Genomic DNA, 18024 nt, shown 5'->3' with positions numbered 1-18024 from the left:
CGCGCATCAAGGTCGTTCTCCGTAGCTCGGCCGGTACGGGGTACGGCTACGTCACGACGAAAAACCGTCAAACGACCCCTTCCCGCCTCTCCCTCCGGAAATACGACCCCATCCTGCGCAGGCACGTTCGCTTTCACGAAGAAAAGCTTCGGTGAGGCACCGCACCCCCATTGCCGTCATCGGAGGCCGCGGCCCACACGGCCTTGCGCTCCATCTACTACTCCGCGACCGCGGCCTCGAAGGCGCCTACCTGCTCATCGACGGTGCGACCGAGTGGCTCCCGAGTTACGGAGCGGGTGGACCCATGCAGCACGTCACGCACCTGCGCAGCCCCCGCGAGTTCGACTTCACACTCGGAGATCCATCGCGATCCATGACCGCCTGGCGCAACGCTCAGGAACACCGCCCACTGGCGGACGTCTACTCGCTCGCCATGGCCGATGACGCACAGTTCAACGAACAGCGAGCGAGCGAACGCCACCGAGCACGCCGAGCCGACGTTCACGCATACGCCAACGACCTGGCTCGACGAAACCACGCCGACGACCCCGTCCTCCAAGGACGCGTCATCCGCGCGACGCCCAACGCCGACACCTGGACCCTGGAACTCGACACCGGAGACGTGGTCGACGCCACCGTCCTGCTCGTCGCCGTCGGCGTTGCCACGCAACGCTACCTTCCCGAGCCCTGGCGTGACGGCTGGACGAGGCTCCCACGGACGCTCCGTCGCCACTCGTTCGACGGACCTCCCGCCGACCCTCTGCCGCGCCACGTGGCCGTCATCGGCTCCTCGAACTCCAGCACCTGGGAAACCGCCCTTGCCTACGCCGATCGCGGCGCCCACGTCACGCTCCTCAGCCGGCATCCCCACCCCGTCGAACGCCAGTTCCCCTTTCCAACGCGGTGGTGCGACCCCAACGTCATCACCCGCTTCGCACGCCGAAGCAACGGCGAGCGGCGACGCATCCTCAAAAACATGCACGTTCCCCGAAGCGCGGTGCCGGGCTCGGCCGACCGAGCCTCCGAACGCGGCATTCGGGTCGAGCACCACACCCGCGTCCGCCACGTCGACGAGGTGTTCGGCCAAGCGCAAGTGGTGTTCGACCAGGCCCCCCAAGGACGCCAGGTGGAGCGATACGACCTGGTCGTCGCCGCCACGGGGGCATCGCCACGGATCCGTGACCTGCCCTTCCTTGCAGAGGCCGCAAGCTCGGCCAAGGCGCCCGTGAACGTCGGTGGACCCGCCCGAAACACTCCGATCCTCGACGCCGCCGGGAGGTGGAAAGGCCTCCCACCGATCTACCCCTTGGGCGCCTTCGCGTTTGGGCGCGTGGGCTACGCCGCGCTCACGCTGGCGTCTGCAAGTCACGTTCTCCCCCTCATGCTCGACGACATCCTCGAAGACGCAGGCCTCACGTCCCCCGACGCCACCACAAGCCGTCCCCGAACGAACCTCGCGACCCCCACCGAAAGGACGTCCGCGTGCCCCTCGAACCCGCCGCACCCCTCCCCGTAACCGTTCTGTCCGGCTTCCTTGGGGCCGGAAAGACGACGGTCCTGAACCACGTCCTCACAAACCGCGAAGGTCTTCGGGTTGCCGTCATCGTCAACGACATGAGCGAGGTGAACATCGACCACGACATGGTCGCGCGAGGCGGCGCCGAACTCTCCCGCACCGAAGAGGCGCTCGTCGAAATGACGAACGGGTGCATCTGCTGCACTCTCCGCGAAGACCTCCTGGCCGAGGTCAGCCGGCTCGCGCGAGATGGACGTTTCGACTACCTCCTCATCGAATCCACAGGCATCAGCGAGCCGCTCCCCGTCGCCCAAACGTTCGTATTCGATGACGAGACCGGGCGGGGACTCCACGAGGTCGCCCGCCTCGATACGATGGTGACGGTCGTCGACGCATCCGCCTTCCTCGACGACTTCGGCACCACCGACGCCCTTCATGAACGCGGCGAGCGCGCCGACGAAAATGACGAACGGACGGTCGTCGACCTGCTGACCGACCAAGTCGAGTTCTGCGACGTCCTCGTCGTCAACAAGTGTGACCTCGTCGATGCGAACCACCTGAACCGCGTTGAAGCGACGCTCAAATCTTTGAACCCCCACGCGCGAATCGTGCGGGCCGAGCATGGAGCGGTCGACCCACGCGACGTTCTGGCCACGGGCCACTTCGACCTCGATCAGGTCTCGCAATCGAGTGCCTGGATCCAGGAGTTGCAAGGGGAGCACATCCCGGAAACCGAAGAGTACGGGATTCGTTCGTTCGTCTACGAGGCCCGGCGGCCCTTCCACCCGAAGCGGTTGGAAGCGCTTCTGGCAGACGACGAAACATGGGTGGGCGTCGTTCGCGCGAAAGGCTTTTTCTGGCTCGCCACGAGGCCTGCGTACGTCGGGCTCCTTTCCCTTGCGGGGCGTTCGATCACCATCGAACCGATCGGCACGTGGTGGGCCGTCGAGCCCGAAGGGTCGTGGGACGTCCCCGAGGAGGAGGTCGCCGCGATCCGCGCCGATTGGGTCGAGCCTTGGGGTGACCGAAAGCATCGCATCGCCGTCATTGGAATCGGCGTCGAGGAACACGCCTTGCGCGCTCGCCTCGACGAAGCGTTGGTCACCGAGGACGAAGCGAGCGCGGGACTACCGGTGTGGAGCACCTTTCAAGACGACCTGCCCGTCTGGTGAGAGGGGGAGGGGCGGTGGGGATCTCGAGCGATGTCGTACCTGCAGGTCCTGTGCGTCGTCGCCCATCGGGGCAACGAGGTCGAGCAGGAAGCTTCATGCCAGGGCCGCCTCGACGTCCACGAAGCGCAAGGTGCTTCCTCGTCGGGTGGTCGAGGAGGGCTGAACGATTCGAGCGGCCGCCGAGCACGACCGGACGATGCGGGATGCCGCCAGCACGTGCCTGCATCGTTTCCGGGAGAACGTCGAGCATGGCGTGCGGGATCACTCCCGCCGGCCGAAAAGGCCGACCCGCAAAACGCCGCAGGATGTCGTCGGCCGCATGAACGTGGTGCGTTTGGGACGTCGGATCCTGCGGAAGAACGGTACCGGGCGGGGGATCCCGACGGGACACGGCATGAACCCACGCACGTACGTAGACCCATCCCCCGCGCACCACGACGAGGAGGGCGCGCCGGGGACGTGGATCGATCTCGACATCGAGAACCGTGTCCGGATCGAGACGGCGGGCCACGGGGTGACCGGTGAGCGAACCGCGCGCACGCACGGACAGCTGGGAGTTCGTGTTCGTCGCGGCCGACGGTCGGTCCCGCAGCGGCGGGTCCGACGTGCAGCCCGACGAGGGGACGGCCGACGCCATCGCGTTCCTCGTGGCGGCCCTGGCGTTCGACGCGCAGATCGGCATGCGCGTCGAACGCGTCATGACCGACGACGGCTCGTGCTTCCACGGCAAGGCCTTCACCGCCCTCCTACGGGCCCACGGTCTTCGTCCCACCCGCACCCGGCCGTACACGCCCGGGATCCACGGCACGCCCGAACGGTTCATCCAGGCCCTCACGCGGGAATCGGCGTATGGCGGCACGTGCCCCCTCCCACCCGCCTCAGCCGACCGGCCCGGCAGCGTGCACGACGACGCCCCCGCGAACACGGCGGCATCAAGGATCAAGCGCCCTCGACCACCTCCACCGAAGAACCCACGACCTCATGTCCATCCACCGCTAAGGATGCGCTGGTGTTCGGGCGCATCAACGGACGTCGCGAACGCCAGCCGACGGGCGAGACGCACCCCCGCGACACGCGCACCTCCTCGGTGACCCCACGGAGCATCGCGTCCTCCGTCCCCCGCCCTTCGATGCGTCGCGTGCGACCTAGTCGCCGACGTCCAGCACGTCACCGACACGGAGTCCGGTCGAACGGTAGGCGCCGTTCTCCCACGTCGACGTCTCAATCCATGCGCGAGATGGCTCGCCACCCCCCTCACGGACCTCCATGAAGTTCAGGGGAATACCGACCGCGCTCTGGTAGGCGATGCTCTCACCCGCCTCGACGAACGCCATGCATTCCGCGAACGTGGTGCACGCGTTGTCCCCGTGCGTCACGGCGATCATGCGGTCCCGCATCGATTCCGACGCCGTCGATCCCGCCACCGTCGCGGCCAACGCCATCACGTTGACGCAGTCGTACGCGTTGGGCGAGAACAGGAAATCCACCAGCTCCGGGTTGAATTCGAGCAACCGAGCTTCGAACGACTCCGGGACGAAGGCCGTGGGAACGGTCACGCGCATGCCCTCGAGAACCGCGGGCGAGGCGAAGTTGTCGGCGAACGCCGCCCCCGCGATCCCGTCCGCACCGAACACGTGCCTTGCCTCCACGCCGGAATCGAGCAGGCCCTGGATGATCGGCGCACCCTCGAGGAAGCTGAGCATCACGTACGCGTCCGCACCGGACTCGACCATCGCCTCGGACACCGAGCCGAAGGCACCTCCCTCGGGATCGTAGACCTGCTCGAGCACGACCGTCACGCCGTGGGCCGCGAGGCTCCGGCGCACCTGTTCGAGGAACGGAACCCCATACGCGTCGTCTCTCGCCGCAATCGCCACCGTCGTGTGGCCCGCTTCGGCGACGAGGTCGGCGAGGACGGGGGCCTGAACGGCATCGCTGGGTGCCGTGCGGAAGTAGTAGCCGCCGTCGGGATAGGTCGTGAGACCGATCCCCGTGTTGGAGGGAGAGCACTGAACGACCCCAGCGCCCGTGACGTCGTCGATCACGGACAACGTCATCCCGGTCGCTGCAGCACCGACGATCCCGTGCACCCCGCTCGAGAGCAGACGGCTCGCCTCCTCCCGAGCGCGATCGGGATCGTCGGCCTCGTCGCCACGCAGAAGCTCCACCTCGTGGCCGAGCACGCCCCCAGCGGCATTGATCTCCGCGACGGCGAACTGCACACCCGAGATCATCGGGGGACCGACGAACGCGAGCCTCCCCGTCTCCGGCAGCAGGTAGCCAAGCTTCAACGGCGCGGACGACGGCGGGGACGGCGGCGAACTCGTCGCGCACCCGCTCACGATCCCTGCGGCTGCGGCGAGCGCGGCCACGATGCCCAATGCCTTCTTCACGTGAACCACCCTTTCCGGTTCTCGGCGAACCCCTCGAACCCCTCCGCGAAGCGAAGGTAGGAGATGTGCATACCACGACGAAGACGAGGTTCCGCGATACCAGCCGCCGTCCCAGGGACCTCCACCGAACCCAAACGTGGGCCGCGGGCGCCTCCGACGTCGCGCCCCCGTGCCGCGGCACGGGGAGGTCGGTCCGAGCAGGGATGGGCGCGGGGCCGTGGTGTGGCCGCCGGTTTTAAATTGGACGGCGTCCACGACCAAACCGGCGTTGACACCTGCCTGCGAGGCGGCCTCGAAAACACGAACGGACTCCTACGGCAATACGTTCCGAAAGGAACCGACTTCGATACGACCAATCAAGCTGATCTCGATGCGGTCGCGGACAGCCTCCACCAACGACCCCGAAAGACACTCGACTGGCGATCACCAGCCGAGGCGTATGCCCAATGTGTTGCGATGACCGATTGAAGACGCCCGCCGAAACCACGATTGTTTCACGTGACCAGTACGGGAATCCGTTGGTCGCGGGCGTAGAGAAACGCGGACTGGTAGAGGCTGTTGGCGAAAAGCGTTGGACCTTTCGATACGCTGACGAGCGATCAATGAAATTCGAATGGTGCGGTGCATTCCGCCAGGGTCGTTTCGATCTCGATAACATCGTATTGCCCTGATGCGATTTCCATGATGAAGTGAAATGCCTCATCGTCGCTGAGGTTCAAAACCATGTCGTTAATGCCGAGAAAGACCACGAGCGCGAGGAGTCCAAGGCGTTTGTTTCCATCGACCAAGGCATGACTTGTTACGACGGAGTGAGTGAGAGCTGCAGCTTTTCCAGCGAGTGTGGGGTACGCATCAACACCCATCAAGCTCGCCTGTGGCCGCGAACAAGCCGCCTCGAGAAGGCCGAGGTCTCGGACAGGCCCGACGTCAAGGCGTCGAGTGAGCGCTAGAAGATCTTGGAGGTCAAGAAACTCGGTCGGTGTAGGTTCTGGCTCGGTCAAGCTGATCCAAGGCGATCTAAGACGTCGCTCCAGCGCTCCATGGCGACGTCAGTCGCAGACTCAACTCGTTGGCGATGCACGGAAACCTCGAACCGATCCAGAACGGCTCGGCGAATCACTTCTTGGCGTGAAAGGCTTTCACTCTCGCAAAGCGCTTTCAGGGCGTTTTCAAGCTCAGGATCGGTGCGCACTGTCAAGGCCATAAACGAATGATACCATACTGATAGCAGTGGTCGGGCTGCATGCGCGGCAGCGTATGTCACCCGTAAACGTTTCAGGCGCCACCCGAGTTTCGCAATGACCATTAGGGGCTAAAGCCTCATGATCTGGTGTGGAACGACACCAAGCGGGGACCTGATGTGGCGTTCTTACGTTTTTGCAACGCCGTTGGCATTCGTGAAGCGAGATGTGTCGGGTGCGCGATTCCATGGATCTGATAGGAAACGTCAGGCGAGACGTATGCGGAGCTCATTCTATGTAGATGACTGCTACAACGCTCGAAATCCTTCCTGTCGTACCGCTCGCGAAGGGTATCAGGCTGCGCCGTACAGTGCGTTGTGGCCATCCGTGGGGAATCAACTAGCCGCCGATGAGGAGCATCTCATGGCCGTCGACAAGCATTTCGACGTATGAATGAAGAGACGGCGCAGCGATGAGGCGGAAAATACCTCGCACACCCACTCGCACACCAAACCGCCAAAGGTCGCTTAGCCCGTTTCGGCATAAGCCAGTGAGCTTCGTCCATCACGCAAAAATAAGTGGTGGGCCCTACTGGATTCGAACCAGTGACCAAACGATTATGAGTCGCCTGCTCTCACCACTGAGCTAAGGGCCCTGGGGGCGATCTTCCATCCTTGCCTACCTCGAGCGTTTCCGGCGGGCAGGCCTAGGCCCGCGCGGCGCGGTGCACCTCGAATCCCGGAAACGTAGTATACGGGCTTCACGGGAACTGCCCCCCTCGCGGCCCACGATGGGCGCTTACGGCTCGCAGGACGCCATCGACGCTCATACGGTCGACGCACGTGCCGCTCGAGCCTGACTCACCCTCTGCGGATGCGCGTCCTGCGCGCTCGACGCAGGTACATGCTTCTCTCGACCCATGTGCCGTCGGGGGACGCGTTTCGTGACGAAAGCGGAATCGAGGGCTCCATCTGCGTCCTCGTTCCCCGTTGCGCCAGCGTGCACACCGAGGAAGGCCGTTCTCTGCGTCGTCGTCGGGTCAAGCACGCGGTCGTTCGCGAGGGCCGCGCAATTCTGACGTGCCACGGGCAGTGACGGCGGGGGCCCCGGCACGGACGTCACCGTCCAAGCCGGGGACCGTGCGAGGCGCCGTCACCCCTTCGCGCCGTCCGGACCCGCCGCTCAATAGGTCCAATCGAGTCGGGTCGACAGTCGCGCCGCCCCGTCCGCCGACGCCCCGAGGCGCGTTTCGAACGTTCCACGTTCCCCGTGGACGGCGACGCGGTGATGAAATTCGAGGCTGGTGCGCACGAACGCGTCGCTGCGATCGTAGCTCACCGTCAAACCGATCCCGTCATCCTCGTGATCGCCCTGACGTTCGTACGTGAGGTCGGCGCCGTACCCGCATGCGATGCCGTCGGTTTGCGAGGCTCCATCGCAGCGCACATGTGGCGCGAGTTCGAGCCTCTGCTCGGGGCTTTCGCCGCGATCCTCGGCGTTGGCTCGGGACGGCTCGAGGACAAGGGTCGGTTCGACGAAGCCTCGAACGAGGTTCACGTCGGCCACCTCGACGGTACCCACCTCACTCATGCGGTCTTGGCTGGCCTCGAACCGTGCATCGGTTGCCATGGCGCGCGAGAAGCTCACCCCTGCACGCGGAATGAGCGACCACGCCCCGGAGCGAATCGTGTTGGACGCCGCGAGACCCCCGTGAAGGGTTGCGCTCACGTGCCCCCCGGCCGCCGCGATGGTGTCGCCCGACCGAGCCCACCGCGTGTCGAAGGTGGTCCGGCCCACCCCGGCAAACGCGAAGTAGTCGACACTCAGTCCGGGATCGAAGCGTCGAGCTCCGTAGACTCCAGCGTGCACCGCCGTGCCGCCCATGTCTCCCTCCGCTTGCGCCGAGATCGTCGAACGCGAGGTGCGAACGTGCGCTGCGTACCCTCGAAGTTCATCGACGCTTCGCCATGCCTCCCACCTCGTCGTGGCTTCGAGGGTCCTTTGCAGGCCGAGATCGGCGACTTGAGACGCCGAAATGCGCCCGGTCGTGGAGCGTTCCACGCCGGTCTGGCAGTCGTAGCGAACGTCGCTGGCATCCGCATCGGCACGCAGCGGTTCCGAGCCGACCTCGGCATATCCACTCCATCGAAACTCGGGGTCGCGGATGCACGGGTCTTGGTCGCCTTGCGTCGGGGCATCCTGCCCCTTCACCGCCAGGAGCGTCACGTGCGGCGTTCCGCCGTGCGGGTCAGCGGTTCCCGGGTGGACGCCGATGCGAATGCGCTCCGGGGCAACGTCGTGTGCGACGAGCATGCGGCGCACGGCCTCGGCCCGTCGCTCCGCCAGGTCGCGTTCGGCCTGGGACGCGTCGGCGTCGTTCGTGATGCCCGCCGCCTCCACGTGGAGTGAGGTGCAACGAAGCAGCGTGTCCACCCAACTCCGCACCGTGGCTTCGGAGGGCGTCTCGATCACGTCGGATCCCGGCCGGAACACGACCGGCCGTGCGGTCGACCGCCATGCCAACGCCGATCGGCAGGCGCCGATCGGGTCGCTCTCGGTGCGTAGGAGGGCTCGGCGCGCTTCGCGTGCAACGCCCAAGAAGAGGTCGTTTTGATGCTCCGTTTCGGCGCGTAGCCGCTCGTGCAGAACGTCACCCAACGGGTCTCGAACCTGATCGACCAGCCCGTCGCCCAGCTCCACGACCGGGAGGTCGACGTTGAGCCCGTCGAAGTTCGGATCCTTGGACGTCACGGTCGCGGTCGGTTGACAGTCATGCGGTCCCTCGCGGACGTCGTCGTTGATCGCAACGACGTTGGCGAGCCGTTCCTCGGTGAACGCCGTCGGTGTGAACACCACCTCGCTGGGAACGACGGCGCACTGATCGTCGCCCTCGAGGGTGATGACCACGTCGCGCGTGGGGACGCCCTCGAGCCGAAAGCCCAGCACCCCGTGGTCGTCTTGCCCCTCCATTGCGTAGAGGTCGTGGGGCGTGACGCGAATCTCGGCCGTGTCGTCGTCGCGCACCGTGGCCGTGGCGACGACGGCGGGCGTGAACGGAATCGCGTCGCCCCCTTCGACATGGCGAAGAACGTTGAGAACCACGGTCTCATCGCCCTCGATCCGATCGTCATCCAACACGGGAACGGAGATCCGGACGCGGGACTCCCCCTCCGGCAACGTCACCGTCCCGGTGGCGTCGGCGTCCACGTCCACCCCCGGCTCCGCGGTCCCGTCGAGCGTGTACGCGAACACCTGGTCGGCCTCGGCGGGATCGTCCGCCACGATCTCGAACACCACGTCCCCCTCCTGCCCGGCCGCACCTTCCCGACCGTCCTGCACGACGACGACGGAGGGGATGACGTCCTCCACCACCTCCTCCTCGGGGGCGTCGCGCACCGTGGCCGTGGCGACGAGGGCGGGCGTGAACGAAGTCACGTCCCCCCCTTCGTCATAGCGAAGAACGTTGAGAACCACGGTCTCATCGCCCTCGATCCGATCGTCATCCAACACGGGAACGGAGATCCGGACGCGGGACTCCCCCTCCGGCAACGTCACCGTCCCGGTGGCGTCGGCGTCCACGTCCACCCCCGGCTCCGCGGTCCCGTCGAGCGTGTACGCGAACACCTGGTCGGCCTCGGCGGGATCGTCCGCCACGATCTCGAACACCACGTCCCCCTCCTGCCCGGCCGCACCTTCCCGACCGTCCTGCACGACGACGACGGAGTGGGTGATTGCACAGTCGGTCAGGGCCACGTTGTTGCCGAACACGTGAGGGTCACCGGCCTCGATGACGAACTCGTCATAGTACGCGTTGGCTGCCGGTGTGAAGTCGACCAGCACGCCGCCGGCGCCGTCCTCTTCGGATCCGATGAAGGCGGGGTTGTCGGGAAGAAGGTTCGTGACGTCGAGGCGGCCTTCGTTTTCGGTCTCGACGAGAGTCGTGCCGGGCGGGGGGACGTACTCCACGGCGTAGGTATCTTCCTTTTGCGCAAACCATTGAAATTCCCCGTCGCTTCCGTCTCGGACGATGCGAATGTCGTTGGCGGTCCCGACGTCGCTGTTCGTGCCCCCGGACCCGTTTTCGACCACGATGCCGCCCCCGGGGACGATTCGTCCGTCGTCCGCGCAGTAGAAGAAGCCTTGCGGGTCGTACTCGTCCGGGGAAGGGTCGAACGCGTCGGGCACGCCGTCTCCATCGCGATCGCCGTATTGCGCCTGCGTGGCTTCGCTCCCCGGGAGGACCCCCTCGACGACGTCTTGAATGGTGAGCGTGAACCCTGCGGTGATGGGGGTGCCATCCGGGCCCACGAGCGAGTCGCCCTCGTCGTCCGTCGCTTCGAAAAGCGCTTCGTAGACGTTGTCGCCGTTTGCGTCGTTGGGTGATTCGTAGTCCGGCGGGTCGCTCGAGGCGTCTCCATCGTGATCGAAGAACACGAGCCCGGACGACGTGACGTCGAAGCGATCCCCGTCGGGGGAGGAGGTGTCCACGACGGCCCATCCCCCGACGGGCACGTCCGAGGTGATTTTTCCGGCGTAGTTGCGTCCCTTCACCGGGTCGAACCGATTGTCGGGGTTGAAGGTACTGGCGTCGCCATCGACGCGCGAACCGCCCTCGATCACGTAATTTTCTTCAGGGAGGGTTTGCTTGAACTCGGTGCCGACCGTCAGTCGGCCCGGGCCGTCGGGGCCCGTCAGCGTCGGCGTCGTTTCTTGAACGCTCACGTGAATCGTCTTTGCCGTGGCATTGCCCGAAGCGTCCTCGCCCACGACCGTAAGGTCGTACGTGTTGTCGCCATTCTGATCTTGAGGGGCGGCGTGAAGGGGCGCCTCACGAAATCGGAGGACGCCGGAGGCGTCGATCTCGAAGAGGCTCTCATCGGTGCCGCTGAGACTCCACGTGACGGGCTCATCGGCCTGGAATTGGTCGATGGGTACCAAACTCGCTTCCGTGTGGGTGTACGTGCCTTCGGCGTCACTCGGGCTCGTCCCCTCGGAGGTCACGGTCGGGGACGTCGTGTCGGTGGCACTGAGGCCGCCCTCGGGGGCGACGGCGATCGTCGCGTCGACGCGCGTGGCGTTGCCCGCCTGGTCGACGGATTCGATGTGCACGTGGTAGCGGTTGTCCTGGTCTGCATCTGTGGGACCCGCGTACGAGGGGGAGGCGTTGAACGTCAGGTGCCCGTCGAGGTCGATCGTGAACCGTTCGGCATCCGGCCCGGAAAGCCCGAGCTCGGCGAGGGGTTCATTGCTGGTCACGGTCATGGCCGCAGCGTTTGGATCGTGACCGTCGTCCACGACGTTGAACATGGCCGAATTGGTCGCGGTGCCCCCGAACCCGTCCGGTCCGCTCAAGGTTGGCGGCACGTCGTCTACGACGGCGACGGTCAGGGGTCCGACCCCCTCCTCGGGGATGGGCTTCAGTAGGAACCCCATCGCCGCGCCCCGCGAACCGTCGATGTCGTCATAGTAAATGCTGAACCGCTCGACGGTCGGGACTGGCCGGAAGCTTGCGGCCTCTTTCCTCGGGTTTTGGCCGCCGCTGGTGTTGATCAGAATGTCGCCGACGCCCGGGACCTCCCGTAAGCGGTCCCTTCGATCCGCGTCCCACGAGACCGGAACGCCCGGATCGAGGGTGAAGATTTCCAGTCCGTCGGAGTTCGTGGCGACTTGAAGATTGGTTTCGTCGGCCCACGTGCCGGGCACGGAGGCGATGAAGGAATCGCGTGGTGCAGAGTCGTCCATGTCGTCGATGTTGGTGAACTCGATCCTCTCGATCTTGAACCCTTGCGCCTCCAAGGTGAAGTTCGCGGGGGCGGTAAGTGAGACTTTGCCCGTTCCCGCATTTAGCGACGTGCCTCCGGTCACCACGATTTGGTAGCCGTTGTCGGCGGTGAGCACCATGCCACCGCTGTCGTTCATCTCGATGTCGTCGAAGGCCAGGTCGGTCGTTTGGGCATACCCCACGTTGCAGGCGACCCACCCGACGATCAGCAGAACGATGGCGGAGACCATGCGTTGCGAGGCGAGCCGTCGAGGTCCCACGTTACCCGCGTTCGCGTCGGTCTTCGTACGGTTGAAGTGGTAGATGGTCATGGCGAGCTCCAATGGCCGTTCGGTTCGAGGTGGTTCGCCACGAAGCGGAGGTCTTCGTTTTCGTGGCCGCAGGCAGGTTCGGATCCGACGATGCGCAGGTGGTACGTGCGCTTGACGTGGAGGGGTTCGGTGCCTGCCCATGCGTCGCACGCGTCCGCATGCGCTGCCTCGCAGGGGGGGGCGGCGTGCGACGCCGCCGTGCACGGGACGGCCTCGCCGAGGACCTCGGTGGTCGGGTGATGCGGTGGGAGGTCGTCCCCGTGGACGCGATCGATGGCCCACTCCCTCCGCGACGCCGACGCCTGTGGCCTCGACGCGCAGCGCTCCGGACGGTGAGATGGCGAAGCATGAACATGACGGCTGGAAGGGTAACAACGGTGTGTAAGTCATAGCAAGGTTTTGTAAGGTTCATTTCGTGCTGCGTGGCCCGCGCACCCCGCGTCCGCGTCGTACCCCTTGGACCCGGATGGGGCCCGTCGGAGGCCAACTCGCGCCCCCACGCCCCGCACCGAGCGAAAGGCTGCGTGGTCCGTCGCGCCACCCCCGAGACCCAACCGCTCTCCGCCGATCGGGTGGGCATCCGCACGCGGTTCGGGGGTCCGCGTCGTGCACGCTGGGGGTGGAGGCGACCCATGCAATCCCCCCCGACCCCGAATCTCGACGTTCCCGCCCGCGGCACCCTCGAAGCGTGGATCGCCGAGGTGCGCGAGCGCCCCGCCCCCACGACGACGCTGTACCTCGACGTGCACGCCGGGGAGGACCCCCGCGCGCCCGCGCAACGCGCCGATGCGGCGTTGCGCACGACCGACCTCACGCGCGAGGACCGCGACGCGGTCCTCCGACACCTCCGCGAGGTCCTGCGCGGGACGTCCGAAGGGCACCTGGCCTACGCCATCGGCCCTGGGGCGGCGTCGGGCGACGCCGACCCCGCCTGGGCGTTCGTGCGGGTCGCCCCGCCGCTGCCCGGTGGGGCGCGCGAGGTCGCCGTCGCGCAGGGGCGTCCCTGGACCGCCCCGATCGAGCTGCTGCTCGCGACCCGCGCCCCCGTCGTCGCGACGTACGCCGACGCGCACCGCGCGCGCCTGTTCGTCGCCGACCTCGGGGAGGTGGTCGAGGCCGCCTCGTACGTGCACGCCCTCGACCCGACCGGGTGGCGTCGCTTCGCCGAACACGCCACCGGCATGCCCGGGCGTCCCGCCCGCGGCGGCAGCGGGCAGGACGCCTTCGAGGCGCGCACCGCCGCCTGGACCGCCGACTTCGTCCGCGACGTCGTCGCGCAGGTCGACGCCGCCCTGGCGACGCGCTCCGGCGCGCGGTTGGCGTTGCTGGGCGACGCGCCGCGCGTCGCGCAGGTGGAGGAGGCCCTCCCACCGCAGGCGCGCCGCGCGGTCTTGCTGCGCGGCAGCGCTCCGGCCGACCCCGACGCCCCGCCCGGCGCGTGGGAGGCGCCGCTCCTGGCGCGCATCGACGACGCGCGCCGGCGGGAGGACGACGCGCTCGTGCAGCGCCTGAGCGCGGACGGCGTCGCGGGGCTCGCGCCGGTGCTGCACGCCCTCGTGGATCAGGACCTCGCCGTCGTGGCGGTCCCCGCCCACGTCGACGTCGACGTCGTGCACTGCCTCGAGGACGGCTGGATCGCCGAGGACGAGGCGGCCGCCCGGCGCGTGTGCCCCGACGGCCCGATCGAGTGGGCCCCCTTGAAGACGTTCCTGCTGGACGCTGCGAAGCGCGGCCGGGCCGACGTCCACGTCGTGGACGGCGAGGCCGGCCGGCGGTTGGCGGAGACGCTCGGGGCGGTCGCCGGCCTCCCGCGAAGCCACGCCGGGTGAGGGATCGCGGCGTGCGGGGATGGCGTACGGGGATGGCGTACGAGAGGACGGCGTCCGAGGGGACGGAGGTCGGCCCCCCGTGATCTTCGAGGACCGCCGCCACGCCGGCCGCCTCCTCGCCGACGCGGTCCTCGAACGCCTCGGTCCGCCGGGCGCCGGGGAACGCCGCGTGGTGCTGGGCCTCCCGCGCGGCGGGGTGCCGGTCGCCGCCGTCGTGGCGGAGGCCCTCGACGCCCCTCTGGACGTGCTGGTGGTGCGCAAGCTGGGGGCGCCCGGCCACGAGGAGTACGCGATCGGCGCGATCGCCAGCGGCGGCGCGAAGACCGTCGACGAGGCCGCGGTGGTGCGCCTCGGGATCGACGCGGCGACGTTGGCCGACCTCGAGGCCCGCGAGCGGGCGGAGCTGGGGGCGCGGGAGCGTCGCTTCGGGGCGGACGGCGAGCGTCCCGACGTGCGGGGTGCCACGGTCGTCGTCGTCGACGACGGCGTCGCGACCGGCGCGACGATGCGCGCGGCGTTGGCCGCGTTGCGGCGGCGCGGGCCCGCGCGCGTCGTCGTCGCGATCCCGCTCGCGCCGGCCGACACCCTCGCGCGGTTGCGGCGCGAGGCGGACGCCGTGGTGTGCCTCGAGGCGCCGGACCCGTTTCACGCGGTGGGGCAGGGGTACGCCGCGTTTCCGCAGGTCTCCGACGACGCCGTCGCGCGGCTGCTGGCCGACGCCCGCCGCGAACGCACCTGACGTCCTTCCGTCCGCCATCCGGCGGCCCGGACGGCGGCGGGTCGCGGTGTAGACTCGTCCCTTGGGACGGGCCGGACGCTTCGACGGGTCCCGACCCCTGGCGCCGTCCCGGGAGGATCCATGGCGAATCGTGAACCGGTGTACCTGACGCCCGCGGGCTTGGCGAAGATCGAGGAGGAGCTGCGCTACCTCAAGGAGGAGCGCCGCGAGGAGATCAGCGCCTACATGGGCTCCGCCATCGCGGACGGCGACCTGCGCGAGAGCGCGGCGTACGACGAGGCGCGCATGCTGCAGAGCGAGAACGAGGCCCGCATCGCGGACCTCGAGGAGCTCCTGCACCGCGCGGAGGTCGTCGACGCCGAAGAGGGCGACGCCGCCACCGCGCGGCTCGGGGCGACCCTGACGTTGGTCGACGACGCCGGCCAGGAGGTGGAGTTGGCGCTCGTCGGGACGCACGAAGCGGACGTGCTCGAAGGCAAGATCAGCGACGAGTCGCCGCTCGGCCAGTCGCTGGTCGGGCGCAAGGCCGGCGACGACGTCGAGCTGGCGTTGGCGGGCGACGCGACGACGTACCACGTGCGGAGCGTCCGGTTCGAGTGACCCCCCTCGCCCGTTGGGCGGTGGCGGGCTTCGCCGGGTTGGTGGTGCTCCTGCTCGCCCTCGCCCTCGCCCCCCAGGAGGCGGTCGTGCAGGCCGACGACGCGGTGCGGCTGAACGCGGCGACGGTGAACCTCTACCCGGCGGCCGACCCCGAGGCGGCGTGGACGTTCGAGGCGCCCGAGGTGACGTACGACCCCGGGAACCGCGAGACGACGTTGCGCCGCATCGAGAACGGCGAGCGGCGGGTCGGGAGCACGACCGACTTCACCCTCACGAGCGACGAGATGACGATCCAGCGCGACGACGACCTGCGCGGCGACCGGATGGACGTCCACCTGGTGGAGGACGACCTCGACGTCGCGATGCGCGGCGCGGACCGCCGGCAGGTCGTCGTCGATCACGGCGAGGGCGTCTTCGAGGTGCCCCGCATCCGGATCTACGGCGAGGACTTCGGCGAAAGCCGCTACGAGGAGATGCGGGTCGCCTTCGACTTCACGTCGTTCGAAGCGGGCGGGCCCGACACCATCGGCTACAGTGAATTCGAACTCGAGGAACGCCCCGAGGCGTCCGGAGGCACCCCATGAACGACGCGTCCCCCCACGTCCCCCCGTCCCGCCGCGCGCTCGCGCGCGCCGTCCGTTCGTTCGCCGCGCTCGCGTTCGCCACGCTCGTCGTGGTGGGCGGCGCCGCGACGGCGCAGGAGGCGTCCCCGACCGACGCCGACCTCGAACGGCGCGTCATCACGATCGACGGGAGCGGCGGGACGCAGAGCGGCAACCTCCGCTACGGACCCCTGCGCTACGAGCATCCCGACCCGTACGGCGTCACCGCGACCGTGTCGACCCTGACGATCCTCGGTCCGGTCGCGACGCTGGCGGGGCCCGAGGGCGAGGAGGTGCTGCTCTCCCGCGCGAAGGGCCGGCGCACCGCGACGTTCGAGGGGGGCGTGCGGGTGCTGCGCGACCGTCTCGAGGCGGACGGGCCCGGGCTCGTGTACGACGAGGCGACGGGGCTCGGCGTGCTGCGCGGGGGGAGCGTCGTCACCATCGCGCCGGAGGCCGAGGAGGACGACGTCACCACGATCACGGCGGACGCCGTCGAGTTCGACGTCGACACCGACCGGAGCGTCAACCGCGGCGACGTGGTGCTCGTCACGGGCGAACAGCGCGCGGAGAGCGACGAACTGCGCTACGACGAATCGACCGACCTCGCGGGCCTCGTGTGCCTCGAGGCGCAGTGCACGATCACCCGGGCGCAGGAGGACGGTGAACTGGTCATCACCGCCGACGACATCCGCGTCCTGACGCAGGACGAGCGCTTGTGGGCGCGCGGGAACGTCCGCGTCGTCGACGGCGACCTCGTCACGACCGGCGACGAGGTCGTCTACGACGACGGCGACAAGTTGGCGGAGGTCACCGGCTCGCCGGCGGTGTCGGTGAACGAAGCGGACGGCGTGACGCTGGAGAGCGACCGGATCCTGCAGGACGTCGAGTTCGACTTCGTCGAGGCGATCGACGCGAGCCAAGCCAGCGACGTCGACCTGACCGCGTTCCTGTTCGACGAGGAACGCGGCGAGGACGCTCCGCAGGCGCCGTGAGTCCCGCGCCGCCGCGCGGCCCTGCGCGTCACGCCCGCGGGGTCGTGGCGCGGCGCGCGGCGGCGGGCGCCGTCCTCCTGCTCGCGCTCGCGGCGGGCGGCGCGGCGGCGCAGAGCGCGACGCGCCTGCAGCTGGAGCGCAGCGACGCCGACATCGAGCTCGTGAACGCCGGGCGGGCCGACGAGGGGGCGCGCTCGATCCTGCGGCTGCCCGGGTGCGACCCGACGCCCGAGGACCGCGCGACGTTCTTCTACGCCCCCGAGGGCGGCGTCACGGCCCGCATCGTGCAGCAGGAGGGGGAACCGGCGCTCGTCGCCGCCCCCCTGATGATCGTGCGGCAGCCGCCCCCCGACGCGGGGGCCGAGGGGGCGGGGGCCGGACCGTCGGACGCGGAGACGTTGGAGGCGCTCGACGCCACCACCGGGTTCGGGCGGCCGCCCTGCCCCGAGGGCCTCGAGCGGGCCGACGCGCCGGAGGTGGAGCTCACGCAGGGGCGCACGCGGGTGGTGGGCCGGTCCTTCTTCCTCGACCGCGGGACGGACGTCGCCACGATGGACGGGCCCGTGGACCTGGTCCGGACGCCGGCCAGCGGCGGGGACGTCGTGCGCGCGGACGGGGACGCGTTGACGTACGAGCTGGAGGGGGGCCGCTCGACGTTGACGGGCGGCGTGCGGGTCGAGGCGGGGGCGCGCGTCAGCGAGGCGGACACCCTCGAGCTGGACGAGGGGGCGGGGGTCGCGATCCTGACCGGCGATCCCGCCGTCAGCCGCGCCGGGAACGACGAGGTGAAGGGCCGGCGGTTGCGCTACGACCTGGAGACGAACGACGTGGTGATCGAGGGGAACGTCGAGGGGACGTTCGAGTTGAGCGACTGAGGCTCAGCGCGCGTCCGGCGTCGCGTCGG

Annotated in this window: 14 protein-coding genes, 1 tRNA gene and 1 pseudogene; 10 read left to right on the top strand and 6 right to left on the bottom strand. The window is 68.5% G+C overall.

Annotated elements, in window-relative coordinates:
- Positions 1 to 155 (top strand): 50S ribosomal protein L33 (gene rpmG / locus RI554_00965; GenBank protein ID MDR9390579.1); only part of this gene is annotated, 155 nt, incomplete at its 5' end.
- A 62-nt stretch (positions 156 to 217) separates the two neighbouring features.
- Here rpmG and RI554_00960 read toward each other — a convergent pair.
- Positions 218 to 559 (bottom strand): hypothetical protein, encoded by a 342-nt coding sequence (locus RI554_00960; GenBank protein ID MDR9390578.1) that lies wholly within the window; start codon positions 557 to 559, stop codon positions 218 to 220.
- A gap of 63 nt (positions 560 to 622) precedes the next feature.
- On the opposite strand from RI554_00960, the gene RI554_00955 reads away from it, so the two are divergent.
- Together RI554_00955 and RI554_00950 are read left to right on the top strand one after the other, a co-directional pair.
- Positions 623 to 1516, top strand: coding sequence for a hypothetical protein (locus tag RI554_00955; protein MDR9390577.1), 894 nt, complete (start codon positions 623 to 625; stop codon positions 1514 to 1516).
- Positions 1483 to 2688, top strand: a complete 1206-nt coding sequence (locus tag RI554_00950; GenBank protein MDR9390576.1) for a GTP-binding protein — start codon at positions 1483 to 1485, stop codon at positions 2686 to 2688. The genes RI554_00955 and RI554_00950 overlap by 34 nt, the downstream gene beginning before the upstream one ends.
- A 1145-nt stretch (positions 2689 to 3833) precedes the next feature.
- Here the strand turns inward: RI554_00950 and RI554_00945 are convergent.
- A complete protein-coding gene (locus tag RI554_00945) occupies positions 3834 to 5081 on the bottom strand; it encodes an ABC transporter substrate-binding protein (protein MDR9390575.1) in 1248 nt (415 codons plus the stop codon).
- A gap of 282 nt (positions 5082 to 5363) precedes the next feature.
- Here RI554_00945 and RI554_00940 point away from each other — a divergent pair.
- A pseudogene (locus RI554_00940) lies at positions 5364 to 5549 on the top strand (IS30 family transposase).
- A gap of 131 nt (positions 5550 to 5680) precedes the next feature.
- On the opposite strand, the gene RI554_00935 reads toward RI554_00940, so the two are convergent.
- The 4 genes from RI554_00935 to RI554_00920 all read right to left on the bottom strand — a co-directional run bounded on the left by RI554_00935 (position 5681) and on the right by RI554_00920 (position 12355).
- Positions 5681 to 6082 carry a type II toxin-antitoxin system death-on-curing family toxin gene (locus RI554_00935; protein ID MDR9390574.1) on the bottom strand — a complete coding sequence of 134 codons (402 nt, stop codon included), beginning with the start codon at positions 6080 to 6082 and terminating at the stop codon, positions 5681 to 5683.
- Positions 6079 to 6285 carry a hypothetical protein gene (locus RI554_00930; protein MDR9390573.1) on the bottom strand — a complete coding sequence of 69 codons (207 nt, stop codon included), beginning with the start codon at positions 6283 to 6285 and terminating at the stop codon, positions 6079 to 6081. The genes RI554_00935 and RI554_00930 overlap by 4 nt, the downstream gene beginning before the upstream one ends.
- Before the next feature lie 556 nt (positions 6286 to 6841).
- Positions 6842 to 6917: transfer RNA gene (locus RI554_00925), tRNA-Ile, on the bottom strand.
- Between the two features lie 527 nt (positions 6918 to 7444).
- Positions 7445 to 12355: a Calx-beta domain-containing protein gene (locus RI554_00920; GenBank protein MDR9390572.1), complete on the bottom strand. Its 4911-nt coding sequence runs from the start codon at positions 12353 to 12355 to the stop codon at positions 7445 to 7447.
- A 632-nt stretch (positions 12356 to 12987) separates the two neighbouring features.
- On the opposite strand from RI554_00920, the gene RI554_00915 reads away from it, so the two are divergent.
- From RI554_00915 to RI554_00890, 6 genes are all read left to right on the top strand, one after another.
- Positions 12988 to 14184, top strand: a complete 1197-nt coding sequence (locus tag RI554_00915) for a VLRF1 family aeRF1-type release factor (GenBank protein ID MDR9390571.1) — start codon at positions 12988 to 12990, stop codon at positions 14182 to 14184.
- Between the two features lie 79 nt (positions 14185 to 14263).
- Positions 14264 to 14923 carry a phosphoribosyltransferase family protein gene (locus tag RI554_00910; protein MDR9390570.1) on the top strand — a complete coding sequence of 220 codons (660 nt, stop codon included), beginning with the start codon at positions 14264 to 14266 and terminating at the stop codon, positions 14921 to 14923.
- 120 nt (positions 14924 to 15043) lie between these two features.
- Positions 15044 to 15523: a transcription elongation factor GreA gene (gene greA / locus RI554_00905; protein MDR9390569.1), complete on the top strand. Its 480-nt coding sequence runs from the start codon at positions 15044 to 15046 to the stop codon at positions 15521 to 15523.
- Positions 15520 to 16107 (top strand): hypothetical protein, encoded by a 588-nt coding sequence (locus tag RI554_00900; protein ID MDR9390568.1) that lies wholly within the window; start codon positions 15520 to 15522, stop codon positions 16105 to 16107. The genes greA and RI554_00900 overlap by 4 nt, the downstream gene beginning before the upstream one ends.
- Positions 16104 to 17120 carry an LptA/OstA family protein gene (locus tag RI554_00895; protein ID MDR9390567.1) on the top strand — a complete coding sequence of 339 codons (1017 nt, stop codon included), beginning with the start codon at positions 16104 to 16106 and terminating at the stop codon, positions 17118 to 17120. The genes RI554_00900 and RI554_00895 overlap by 4 nt, the downstream gene beginning before the upstream one ends.
- Complete coding sequence (locus tag RI554_00890; GenBank protein ID MDR9390566.1) at positions 17117 to 17995, top strand: hypothetical protein; 879 nt, start codon at positions 17117 to 17119, stop codon at positions 17993 to 17995. Before RI554_00895 ends, RI554_00890 begins: the two co-directional genes overlap by 4 nt.
- Positions 17996 to 18024: the final 29 nt, after the last annotated feature.

The sequence above is a fragment of the Trueperaceae bacterium genome (genome assembly GCA_031581195.1).
Lineage (GTDB): Bacteria > Deinococcota > Deinococci > Deinococcales > Trueperaceae > SLSQ01.
The sequence above is the reverse complement of the archived record's forward strand: the minus strand, read 5'-3'. Positions and strand labels throughout refer to the sequence as shown.